This window comes from Spirillospora sp. NPDC046719 (assembly GCF_040645715.1).
GTDB lineage: Bacteria > Actinomycetota > Actinomycetes > Streptosporangiales > Streptosporangiaceae > Spirillospora.
This window is the reverse complement of sequence record NZ_JBEYYT010000060.1, coordinates 22278-33265: the sequence shown is the minus strand read 5'-3', so window position 1 is coordinate 33265 and position 10988 is coordinate 22278. Positions and strand designations below refer to the sequence as shown.

Here is a 10988-nt window from a genome sequence, read left to right as displayed (position 1 = left end):
GCCCTGCACCGCGCGGGCGGCGACGAGCATCCCCGCACCGGACGCCAGGCCGCCCGCGAGCGAGGCGGCGCCGTAGAGCGCGAGGCCGGTCATGAACATCCGGCGGGCGCCGAGCCGGTCCACGGCCCGCCCGCCGAACAGCAGGAGCCCGCCGAGCCCGACCGAGTAGGCGCTGACCACCCACTGGACGGACGACGGGCCGAAGCCGAGCGCCGACCCGATGCCGGGCAGCGCCACGTACACGATGTTGTAGTCGAGAGCCACGATGAGCTGCGTCAATGCGAGCAGCGCGAGCCGTGGCCGGAGCCCTTCCATGCCATCTCCTACATACCGTTGATTTACTACACGCCGTTCAATTCGAGCACGCCGTACAGTAGTCCAACGCTGTAGAGTGTCAAGCGTGAACGACCCGACCCCGAGCCGCCGCGCCCGGCTGCGCGCGCAGACCAGCGACGAGATCAAGGCGATCGCGCTCAAGCTGCTGGCGGAGGGCGGCCCGGACGCGATCTCGCTGCGCGCCATCGCCCGCGAGATGGGCATGACGGCCGGCGCGATCTACAGCTACTTCGCCACCCGCGACGACCTGGTCACGACGCTGATCGGCGACGTGTACGGCGCGGCGGTGGACGCCGCCGAGGCCGCCCGCGACGCCGTCCCGGAGTCCGACCCGGGCGGCCGGATCCTGGCCTGGGCGCGGGCCATGCGGGAGTGGGCGGTGGCCAACCCGGAGGGCTTCCGGCTGATCTACGGCGACCCGGTGCCCGGATACCAGGCGCCCGGCGACGGCCCCGGCAAGGCCGCCGAGCTGCGCGCCTGCACCGGCCTCGTCGGCCTCGTCGCCGCCGCCTGGCCGGCCGCCGCCGCGCTCCAGGCGGACGGCCGCCGCTACGCCTGGGACGACTTCGACCCCGGGCTCGTCGGCCACGTGCGGGAGGACTTCCCCGAGCTGCCGCCGGAGGCGCTCGCGCTGACCCTGCGGGTGTGGGGGCGGATGCACGGGCTGATGGCGCTGGAGATCTACGGGCACCTCCGCCCGCTCGTGCACGACCCGGCGCCCGTCTACCGGGACGAGATGCGCGGCCTGATCGCCTCCCTGGGCCTCACCGGCTAAACAGGGATGTGTATAGTCCCGGTTCATGAGGATGGGCGAGGGCGTCGAGTGGGGACTGCACTGCTGCGTGACGCTCGGCTGGCTGGACGACCGCGCGCCGGTGTCGATCCGGCGGCTGGCCGCCTGGTTCGACCTGCCGCAGGAGTACCTGAAGAAGCGCCTCCAGCCGCTCGCCCGCGCCGGGATCCTGACCTCGGCGCCGGGCGTGCGCGGCGGCTGGTCGCTCGCCCGCCCGCCCGGGAGGATCTCGGTGATGGAGGTCGTCACCGCCCTCGAAGGGCCGCTCGAGGCGTTCCGCTGCACCGAGATCCGGCAGCGCGGGATCGGCGGCCGTGACGCCGGCCGCGAGTTCGACTCCCCCTGCGGCATCTCCTCCCTGATGCGCCGCGCCGAACTGGCGTGGCGCCGCGAGCTGGCCGGCACCACCATCGCCGACCTGATGGACCGCGCCCCCGACGGCGGCGCCCGCACCCGGCGCAACTACGGCCGCCTCACCGACTGACCGCCCCCGCCGACCGACCGCCACACCGACCGACCACGCACCGACCGGCCACCGCACCGACCGGCCACCGCACCGACCGCCGCATGGCCTGGGCTTCCCCGGAGAGGAAACAGGGACGTTGAATACCCCGATACATCGGCAGGAGGAGGCGCGGCCCGCACCGGCCGCGGACCCCGCCCCGCGCGGGCTCGGATCCACGCTGATCCTCGGGCTCGGCACCTTCGCCGTCGGGACCGACGCCTACGTGGTCGCCGGCTTCCTGCCCGACATGGCGTCCTCGCTGCACGTCTCCGAAGGCACCGCCGGGCAGTCCGCCACCGCGTTCGCGATCACCTACGCCGTGCTGTCCCCCGTGCTCGCGACCGTCCTCGCCCGCGTCCCCCGCCGCGCCCTGCTCGTCGCCGCGCTCGCCGTGCTGGCCGCCGCCAACCTCGGCTCCGCGCTCGCGCCGGACTTCGCGGTCCTCATGGTGTCGCGCGTCGTCGCCGCGGCCGGCGCGGCGGCCTTCACCCCCAACGCCGGAGCGGTCGCCGCCTCGCTCGTCGCCCCCGCCCAGCGCGCCCGCGCCCTGGCCGTCGTCATCGGCGGCCTCACCGTCGCCACCGCCCTGGGCGTCCCCCTCGGCAGCCTCGCCGCCCGGACCCTCGACTGGCACGCCGCGCTCGCCCTCGTCGCGGCCCTCTGCGCGGTCGCCGCCGTCGGCGTGCTCCGCGCGATGCCCGCGCTCCCCGGCGGCCCCCGCATCCCGCTCCGCCGGCGGCTCACCGCGCTGCGCCACCCCGGCGTCGTCGCCGTCCTGCCGCTCACCATCCTCGGCATGGCCGCCGGTTACGGGCTGTACGCCTACGCCGTCCCCATCATGCGGGCACTCGGCGCCGGCGGGAGCGCGGAGCCCTGGCTGCTGTTCCTCTACGGCGCCGGGGCCGTCGCCGGCAACCTGGTGGCCGGGGCGCGCGTCGACCGCCACGGGCCCCTCCGCGTCCAGGCCGCCGGCTACACCGCCCTCGCCGCGACCCTGGCCCTGCTCACCTGCGCGTCCGCGACGGGCACGTCCTGGCTCCCGGTCACCGCGCTCCTGATGATCGCCTGGGGCGCCACCACCTGGTTCCAGACCCCGGCCCAGCAGGTCCGCCTCATCAACGCCGCCCCGCAGGAGACCGCCGTCGTCGTCGGGCTGAACGCCTCCGCCCTCTACGCCGGCATCGGAGTCGGCACCGTCCTCGGCGGCGTCCTCCTCCCCCACGGCGCCACGGCGGCCCTCGCCGCCTGCACCGCCCTGGCCGTCCTCTGCCTCCTCCACCTGTTCCTCACCCGCCGCCACTGACCGCGCCGCTCGCCCCGCTTACGGCCGGCGGAGGGCGGAGCGCCTCTCGTAGCGGCGGCGGGCCTGGCCGTGCGCGGTGCGGAGCAGCTCCCGCATCGCCTCCCCGGTCACCGGTCCCGGATTCACCACGGCGAGCCAGCCCGCGTCCGCGTAGACGGGATGCGCTTGGAGGACGTCCGCCGCGCTCGGATCGCCGGGGCCCTGCTCCGCCCACCGCGCGAAGGCGTCCTTGCCGGCGGCGATGTTCACCCGGAACGCGCCGGGCCGGTCCAGCCGCGACTCCTCGTCGCCCGGGTAGTCCTTCGTCACCACCGTCGCGAACGGCTGCGTCGCCTTCGGGACGGCCCCGTCCGGCGCGTAGTAGAAGAACGCGTCGCCCCACGCGATCTCGGGCGAACCGTCGTCCGGCCCGGGTTCGAGGACCAGCACGCCTCCGAGGCCCCGGACGAACTCGATGATCTCCTCGATGCTCATGCCTTCTAGCGTTACATTCATGTGCTTGTGGAGATTTAGGCGCAGAAAGCACGAGGCCAGGGCTTGAGAAGTCGCAACTCGCTGCGCACGGTCGACGTCGCCCGCCGCGCGGGATGCTCCGTCCAGCAGGTGCGCAACCTCGAACGCGACGGCGTGCTCCCGCCCGCGTCGCGCACCGCCTCGGGCCACCGGCGCTACACCGAGTCCCACGTCCGGTCCGCGCTCGCCTACCGGGCCCTCGCCGCCGCCACGGGCCCCGTCGAGGCCAAGACGATCATGCGCGCGGCGCACGCCCACCCCCGCTCCGGCCTGCTCGCCCTCCTGGACGACGCGCACGCCCGCCTCGCCGCCGAGCGCCGGGACCTCGCCCTCGCCCGGGACGCCGCCGAGGCGATCACGGCCGAGCCCATCGGCGACGTCCGCCCGTCCGACGCGATGACCGTGTCCGAGCTGGCCGCCGCCCTCGGCGTCCGCACGTCCGCCCTGCGCCACTGGGACGCCGAGGGCCTCGTCGTCCCCGCCAGGACCGGCCCGAGCGGCGCGCGCAGGTACTCGCCCGCGGACGTCCGGGACGCACGGATCGTCCAACAGCTCCGCCTGGCCGGCCACCGCATCGCCCCGCTCCGCGCCCTCATGCCGGAGCTGCGCCGCGCCCGGCGCTGGGCCGACCTGACCGCCACCTTCGACGCCCGTGACGCGGCCATCGACGCCCGATCCAGAGCCCTCCTCGAAGCCGCCGCCGCGCTGGCCGCCCTGCTCGCGCCCGAGGACGAGCAGCCGGCGTGACCGGCGCCCGCCTCAGGCCCCGTGACCGGAGCCGATGCCCGGAGCGATGCCGACCCATCGGCGATAGGCGTCCATGTCGACGTTGCCGCCGCACACGATGGTGGCCACGTGCCGCCCGGCGAAGCGGTCCCGGTCTTCGAGGACCGCCGCGACGCCGAGCGCGGCCGACGGTTCGACGACCAGGCCCGCGTGGTCGAGGAGCAGCCGCATGCCCGCGATGATCGAGTCCTCGCGGACCAGGACGGCGTCGTCGGCGACCTGGAGGAGGTCGTCCAGGACGACCGGGATGGGCCGCCGGCCGGCGACGCCGTCGGCGATCGTGTCGGTCGGGCCGGTGATGACGACGCTTCCCCGGCGCCACGAGAGCGTCATCGCCGGCGCGCCCAGCGGCTGCACGCAGATCACCTCGACGCCGGGCGCCAGGGCCTTGAGCACCTGGCCCACGCCGGTGGCCAGCGCCCCGCCGCCGAGCGCGATCAGGACGGCGTCGAACGCCGGCGCGGCGTCCGCCAGCTCCAGGCCGATGGTCGCCGCGCCCTCGCAGGTCTCGATGTCCAGGCTGTCCTCGACGAGCCGGACGCCGTCGTGGCGCGCGACGTCGGCGGCACGCTCGCGGGCCGCCTCGAAGTCGCCGTCCACCAGTTCCAGCCGGGCGCCCAGCGCGCGGATGCGGTCGAGCTTGGCCGCGGGCGCGGAGCGGGACGCGACGACGGTGACGTCGAGCCCCCGGCGGCGCCCCGACCAGGCGAGGGCCTGGCCGAGGTTGCCCGCGCTCGCGCACACCGCGGTCCGCGAACCCCCGTCGGCACCGGCACCGGCGAGCAGGCTCGCGACCACCTCGGTGCCGCGCCCCTTGAAGCTGCGGACCGGGTTCGCGGTCTCCAGCTTGACGCTCACCGCGCACCCGAGCTCCGGCTCCAGCGCCTCGCACCGGTACAGCGGCGTGTCGAGGAAGATCGGATCGATCATCCCGCGAGCCGCCCGGACCCTCTCGACGTCGATCCGCGTCCTCGCCACGCCTCGAACCCTAACGCGCCCCGGTGAAGGCCGCCCGGGCGGCGGACAGGACCGTGGTGCCGTCCACGGAGGCTTCGAAGGCCGTCGCGCCGCCGTCCTTCCACGCCTCGACGGCGAGCTCGTCGCCGGGGAACACCGGGGAGGCGAAGCGCGCTTCGAGTTCCTCCAGGTCGGCGGGGTGGGCGCCGACCGCGGCGGCCAGCGGCAGGGTCACGGCGGCCAGGGTGCACAGCCCGTGCATGAAGGGCCGCGGCATGCCCGCGGCCTTCGCCGCCTCCGGGTCGATGTGCATGTGGTGCCGGTCGCCCAGCAACCGGTAGAGCGCCGCCTGGTCCGGGTCCGTCCGGACGGGCAGGGACAGGTCCGGCACCGCGGCCGGCCGCGGCCGCGCGGACGGTCCCCGCTCGCCGCCGAAGCCACCGGATCCGGGCGCGAACAGCGACCACGTCGCCTCGAAGTACGGACTGGTGACGGTGACGTCGAAGACGGCCGCGCGGCCCTTGTCCCAGACGTCGGAGACGTGCGCGGACATCTCGACGGCGCCCGCGCGCGGGAGGGGCGCGAGGACGCGGAGGCGCTGCGTCCCGTGCACCGCCGTCCGGACGTCGAAGGCGCCCGCGGAGCCGAGCGCGTCGGGCGCCCACTGCGCGAGCGTCAGCGCGAACGTCGGCAGGACCCGCAGCCGCTCCTCGAAGACGAGGTCGAGGTCGGTGGCGTGCGCGCCGACCGCGAGCGCGTAGAGGATGGGGCGCGTCTCGTCGTACTCGACGGTGCGGGTGCCGAGGGCGCGGCCCTTCCAGTCGCCGGCGTTCACTGGTCCGCTCCCAGGATCAGGCCGCTGGTCGGGACGCCGGTTCCGGCGGTGACCAGGACGTTGTGGACGTCGCCCGGCTGGTTCACCGAGGTGCCCCGCACCAGCCGGACGGCCTCGGCGATGCCGTTCATGCCGTGGATGTAGGCCTCGCCGAGCTGGCCGCCGTGGGTGTTGAACGGCAGGCGGCCGGTGAGCGCGAGGTTGCCGTCGGCGATGAAGTCCTTGGCCTCGCCCCTGGCGCAGAAGCCGAGCTCCTCCAGTTGAGGGAGGACGAGCGGCGTGAAGTGGTCGTAGAGGATCGCGGCCTGGATGTCGGCGGGCGTCAGGCTCGACTGGGCGTAGAGCTGGCGTCCGACGAGCCCCATCTCGGGGATGCCGGAGATCTCGGAGCGGTAGTAGCTCGTCATCATGTGCTGGTCGTTGCCCGAGCCCTGCGCGGCGCCCCAGATGAGGGCGGGACGGTGCGGGAGGTCGCGGGCGCGCTGCGCGGACACGATGACGAGGGCCTGGCCGCCGTCGCTCTCCTGGCAGCAGTCCAGCAGGTGGAGGGGCTCGGCGATCCAGCGGGACGCCTGGTGCTCTTCGAGGGTGATGGGCCGCCCGTGGAACCACGCCTTGGGGTTGGTGGCGGCGTGCGCGCGGTCGACGACGGCGACGCGGCCGAAGTCCTCGCTGGTCGCGCCGTACTCGTACATGTAGCGGGTGGCGAACATGGCGACCCACTGGGCGGGGGTCGACAGCCCGAACGGGGTCATCCACGAGTAGGCGGCGCGGTCGGCGCTGACGTCCATCGGCCGGTTCGCCTGGCCGAGGCCGTAGCGCTCGCCGGACCGCTCGTTGAACGCGCGGTAGCAGACGACGACGTCGGCGACCCCGGTCGCGACGGCCATCGCGGCCTGCTGGACGGTGCCGCAGGCGGCGCCGCCGCCGTACCCGACGCGGGAGAAGAACGTCAGCTCGCCGATGCCGAGGTTGCGGGCGATGTGGATCTCGCTGCTGGTGTCGGCGGTGAAGGTGACCAGGCCGTCGACGTCGGACGGTTCGAGCCCGGCATCGGTGATGGCGGCGAGGACGGCCTCGCAGGCGAGCTGCAACTCGCTGCGCCCGGATTCCTTGGAGAACTCGGTGGCGCCGATGCCGGCGATGGCGGCGGCGCCGGGCAGGACGCTCACGCGGCGCCTCCCTGCTCTCGGCCGGCCGGAAGCTCGACGACGACGGTCCCGGTGACGTGCGGGCCGATCGCGTTGACGCCGCGCACGGCGATCTCGACGCGGTGGCCGTCGTCGTGCTTGGCGGAGACGGTGCCGGTGAGGACCATGGTGTCGCCCGGGTGGTTGGGGGCGCCGAGCCGGATCCTGATCGCCTTCACCCGGGCGGCGGGTCCCGCCCAGGCGGTGACGTACCGGTCGACGAGCCCGTTGGTGGTCAGGATGTTCATGAAGACGTCCTTGGAGCCGCGCTCCTCGGCGAGCGCCGGGTCGTGGTGGACGTCCTGGTAGTCGCGGCTCGCCAGGGCGGTCGCGACGATCATCGTGCGGGTCAGCGGGATCGGCAGCTCGGGCAGCTCCTCCCCGACGGCGACCTCGTCGTAGGCACGGCTCGCGGTCCGGCTCGCGGTCGCGCTCACAGGGCGGCGCCCAGGGCCTCGAGGTCGGCGGACGCGCCGCCGAGCATCCCGGAGATCTGCTTGCCCCACAGGAAGTGCCGGTGGACGGGGTAGTCGACGTCGACGCCGATGCCGCCGTGCAGGTGCTGGACGCGGTGGACGACGTTGAGCCCGCCCTCGTCCGACCACCACTTGGCGACCAGGACGGCGGTGTCGGCGTCCTCGCCCGCGTCGATCAGCGACACGGCGTGCCACACGGAGACGCGCAGCGCGTCGATCTCGATGTAGCAGTCGGCGAGCTGGTGCTGCGCGGCCTGGAAGGTGCCGAGCGGGCGGCCGAACTGCTCGCGGGTGGAGAGGTAGTCGGCGGCGAGGCGGAGCGCGCCGTCGGCGACGCCGGTCTGGACGGCGGCGAGCGCGACGCGCGACAGCCGCAGCGCGGTGCCGAGGGACCCGGCGGGGAGCTGCTGTGCGGGCGCGCCGTCGAGGGTCAGGGTGGCGGCGCCGTCGTGCGCGGTGGTGTCGACGTGCTCCCAGCTCACCCCGTCGACGCCGGTGCCGAGGAGGAACAGGCCGGGGCCGGCCGGGGTGCGGGCGGCGACGAGCATGAAGTCGGCGCCTTCGGCGTAGGGGACGGCGGCCTTGGTGCCGGTGAGCCGCCATCCGTCGCCGTCGCGGGCGGCCTCGCAGCGCGGGTCCGCCGGGTCGGCGGGCGCGAACTCCTCCAGCGCGAGCGTCAGCCGGGCCGTCCCGTCGACGACGCCGGACACCAGCAGGCCGGAGGTGTTGTGCGAAGCCAGGGTGAGCCCGGCGGCGAGCGACGGCCAGAGCGGGACGGGCGCGACGGCGCGGCCCTGCTCCTCCAGCAGGACGCACAGCGCCCCTACGCCGAGGCCGGCGCCGCCCGCGTCCTCGGGCAGCGCGACGCCGAGCAGCCCGGCGGACGCGAGCTCGCCCCAGAGCGCCTGGTCGGTGCCGGTGCCGGAGCGCTCGGCGGCGCGGATCCGCTCCTGCGTGGCGTGGTCGGTGAAGATCTGCCGGGCCAGGTCCCTGACCGCTTCCAGCTCCTCGCCAAGGGTGAAGTCCATCAGCGCTCCTCGTGTGCGGCCGGGCGGAACACCGGCAGCGAAAGGTCAGGGTCGGGGTCGATCCAGTCGAGGACGACGGGCATGCCGACCTCGACGTCCGCGGGCTCGACGCCCGCCATGTTCGCGATCAGGCGGGTGCCCTCGGCGAGCTCGATCACCGCTACCACGAGCGGGTAGTCGAACGCGGGGTGCCGCGGGTGGTGGTTGACCGTGAAGGTGTAGACGTGGCCCCGGCCGGACGACTCGACGGTGTCCCACGCGAACGAGCCGCACTGGGGGCAGCAGGGGCCGGGCGGGTGCCGCAGCGACTTGCAGTCGGCGCACCGCTGGACGACGAGGCGGTGCTCGCGGGCGGCCTCGAACCAGAACGCGTTGTCGGGGTTGATCGCGGGACGCGGCCGCAGCGCCTTCGGCTTCTCCTCCGCCTGCCCGGCGGGCTTCTCGGCGGCCTGCACGGCGGGCTTGTCGGCGGCCTGCGCGGCGGGCTTCTCGGCGGGCTTCTCGGCGGGGCGGAACCGGAGCGTCCGCCACCGCTGCGTCGCGACGACCTCGCCGGACGCGTCCCGGTACGTCTTCACCGTGCTGACGAACCGCCCGGCCCCGAGACCGGTCCTCTTCTCCGGTGAGATCGACTCGACGTGCTCCTCGACGGACACGTGGTCGCCGGGGACGAGCTCCCGCTCGAACTCCAGCTCGGAGTCCGTCGCGACGACGGAGGTGTAGCCGCCCTCGGCGAGCAGCGCCACCAGCTCGTCGAACCCGCTCGGCTCGGACGGCGGGCGGACGGTCGCCGCGTAACCCCGCATCGTCCACGCCTGGATCATCGACGCGGGCGCCACGACGCCGTCGCGCCCGGTGGCCTTCGCGGCGTCCTCGTCCAGGTAGACCGGGTTCGCGTCCTCCATCGCCTCGACCCAGTGCCGGATCATCGGCACGTTGACCGGGTCCGGCCCGGGGCGCCGCGCGACCAGCTCGCGCCCGACCCACGCCTGGAGGCGCTCCTCGTAGTCCCCGCTCACGCCGGCGCCGCTCATGCCCGCTTCACCCTCGGCAGCCCGAGCCCCTGGACGGCGACCATGTCGCGCAGCACCTCGTTGACGCCGCCGCCGAAGGTGTTGACGATGCCCTGCCGGGACAGCTGCTCGATCTGCCCGAACAGCACCGCGCCCGGCGACTCGGGACGGATCCGGCCCGCCGCGCCGAGGATCCCGGTCAGCGTCCGCTGCACGAAGATGTGCGTCTCGGTGCCGTAGGACTTCGCCGCGCCGGCCTGCGCGCCGGTCAGCTCCCCGGCCTCGACCGCCATCGTCATCTTCCAGTTCATCAGCCGCATCGCCTCCAGCCGGGCGTAGGTGCGGGCGAGGTCGGCGCGCACCCACGGCAGGTCGATGACGCCGTTCTCGCGGGCCCAGTCCCGGACGTCCTCCCACAGCCGGATCATCCGGCCGCCGAGCGCGGCGAGCCCGATCCGCTCGTGGTTGAGCTGGGTGGTGATGAGCCGCCAGCCGCCGTCGACCTCCCCGACGACCTCCGTCGCCGGGACGCGGATCCCGTTGTAGTAGGTCGCGGTCACGACCATCCCGCCGACCGTCTGGATCGGGCTCCAGGAGAACCCGTCCGCGCTGGTCGGGACGGTGAGGATCGAGATGCCCTTGTGCTTCGGCACGTCCGGGTTCGTCCGCGCGGCGAGCCAGACGTAGTCGGCGGTGTTGGCGCCGCTGGTGAACACCTTGTTCCCGTCGACGACGTAGTGGTCCCCGTCGAGGACGGCCCTGGTGCGCAGCGAGGCCAGGTCGGTGCCGGCGTCGGGCTCGGAGTAGCCGATCGCGAAGACGATGTCGCCCGCGAGGATGCCGGGCAGGAACTTCTTCTTCTGCTCCTCGGTCCCGTACCGCATCAGCGTCGGGCCGACCGTGTTCACGGTGACGAACGGGAACGGCAGGCCCGCGCGCTGCACCTCGTCGAAGAACACGTACTGCTCGGCGATCGACTTGCCCTGCCCGCCGTACTCGGTGGGCCAGCCGTAGCCGAGCCAGCCGTCCTGGCCGAGCATCTTGACGATCTCGCGGAACGTGCCGCCGCCGACGCCCTCCTCGCCGGCCCGGCGGCGGACGTCCGGGGGCAGCAGGCCCGCGAAGTAGGCCCTCAGTTCCGCGCGCAGTTCCTGGTGCGCTGCGGACTCACGCAGATCCATCGGTCTCCTAGCGAGGGAACCACCGACTTCAGCCAGTGGGAAAATTGTTTACCTGGCCTGTGTTACTTTTCT

General features: G+C 74.3%; 13 protein-coding genes. 4 read left to right on the top strand and 9 right to left on the bottom strand.

The genetic code is table 11. The features are described 5' to 3' along the window. The coding region (locus ABZ914_RS13705; RefSeq protein ID WP_500193272.1) for an MFS transporter at positions 1 to 315 on the bottom strand (315 nt) is incomplete at its 3' end. An 85-nt stretch (positions 316 to 400) separates the two neighbouring features. On the opposite strand from ABZ914_RS13705, the gene ABZ914_RS13700 reads away from it, so the two are divergent. The 3 genes from ABZ914_RS13700 to ABZ914_RS13690 all read left to right on the top strand — a co-directional run bounded on the left by ABZ914_RS13700 (position 401) and on the right by ABZ914_RS13690 (position 2937). Continuing rightward, positions 401 to 1111, top strand: coding sequence for a TetR/AcrR family transcriptional regulator (locus ABZ914_RS13700; protein WP_500193271.1), 711 nt, complete (start codon positions 401 to 403; stop codon positions 1109 to 1111). A gap of 25 nt (positions 1112 to 1136) precedes the next feature. After that, positions 1137 to 1613 carry an RrF2 family transcriptional regulator gene (locus ABZ914_RS13695; RefSeq protein WP_500193270.1) on the top strand — a complete coding sequence of 159 codons (477 nt, stop codon included), beginning with the start codon at positions 1137 to 1139 and terminating at the stop codon, positions 1611 to 1613. Positions 1614 to 1731: 118 nt separating this feature from the next. Beyond that, complete coding sequence (locus ABZ914_RS13690; RefSeq protein WP_500193269.1) at positions 1732 to 2937, top strand: MFS transporter; 1206 nt, start codon at positions 1732 to 1734, stop codon at positions 2935 to 2937. Positions 2938 to 2955: 18 nt separating this feature from the next. Here ABZ914_RS13690 and ABZ914_RS13685 read toward each other — a convergent pair whose 3' ends face one another. Continuing rightward, the gene (locus ABZ914_RS13685) at positions 2956 to 3411 is read right to left on the bottom strand and encodes a DUF6194 family protein (RefSeq protein ID WP_500193268.1); all 456 of its coding nucleotides are present in this window, start codon (positions 3409 to 3411) and stop codon (positions 2956 to 2958) included. A gap of 63 nt (positions 3412 to 3474) precedes the next feature. Between ABZ914_RS13685 and ABZ914_RS13680 the strand changes: the two genes are divergently transcribed. Next, entirely contained in the window at positions 3475 to 4197 is a 723-nt protein-coding gene (locus ABZ914_RS13680) for a MerR family transcriptional regulator (RefSeq protein WP_500193267.1), read from the top strand. A 12-nt stretch (positions 4198 to 4209) separates the two neighbouring features. On the opposite strand, the gene ABZ914_RS13675 is transcribed toward ABZ914_RS13680, so the two are convergent. Genes ABZ914_RS13675 through ABZ914_RS13645 form a run of 7 tightly spaced genes read right to left on the bottom strand, consistent with a single transcriptional unit; the run spans position 4210 to position 10916 of the window. After that, positions 4210 to 5214, bottom strand: coding sequence for a threonine ammonia-lyase (locus ABZ914_RS13675; RefSeq protein ID WP_500193266.1), 1005 nt, complete (start codon positions 5212 to 5214; stop codon positions 4210 to 4212). A gap of 10 nt (positions 5215 to 5224) precedes the next feature. After that, positions 5225 to 6028 carry a MaoC/PaaZ C-terminal domain-containing protein gene (locus ABZ914_RS13670; RefSeq protein WP_500193265.1) on the bottom strand — a complete coding sequence of 268 codons (804 nt, stop codon included), beginning with the start codon at positions 6026 to 6028 and terminating at the stop codon, positions 5225 to 5227. Continuing rightward, positions 6025 to 7200 (bottom strand): lipid-transfer protein, encoded by a 1176-nt coding sequence (locus tag ABZ914_RS13665; RefSeq protein ID WP_500193264.1) that lies wholly within the window; start codon positions 7198 to 7200, stop codon positions 6025 to 6027. The genes ABZ914_RS13670 and ABZ914_RS13665 overlap by 4 nt, the downstream gene beginning before the upstream one ends. Continuing rightward, positions 7197 to 7655, bottom strand: coding sequence for a MaoC family dehydratase (locus tag ABZ914_RS13660; protein WP_500193263.1), 459 nt, complete (start codon positions 7653 to 7655; stop codon positions 7197 to 7199). Before ABZ914_RS13660 ends, ABZ914_RS13665 begins: the two co-directional genes overlap by 4 nt. Next, a complete protein-coding gene (locus ABZ914_RS13655; RefSeq protein WP_500193262.1) occupies positions 7652 to 8722 on the bottom strand; it encodes an acyl-CoA dehydrogenase family protein in 1071 nt (356 codons plus the stop codon). The genes ABZ914_RS13660 and ABZ914_RS13655 overlap by 4 nt, the downstream gene beginning before the upstream one ends. Then, entirely contained in the window at positions 8722 to 9756 is a 1035-nt protein-coding gene (locus tag ABZ914_RS13650; protein WP_500193261.1) for a bifunctional MaoC family dehydratase N-terminal/OB-fold nucleic acid binding domain-containing protein, read from the bottom strand. Before ABZ914_RS13650 ends, ABZ914_RS13655 begins: the two co-directional genes overlap by 1 nt. Next, positions 9753 to 10916, bottom strand: a complete 1164-nt coding sequence (locus tag ABZ914_RS13645; protein WP_500193260.1) for an acyl-CoA dehydrogenase family protein — start codon at positions 10914 to 10916, stop codon at positions 9753 to 9755. Before ABZ914_RS13645 ends, ABZ914_RS13650 begins: the two co-directional genes overlap by 4 nt. Between the last annotated feature and the right edge of the window lie 72 nt (positions 10917 to 10988).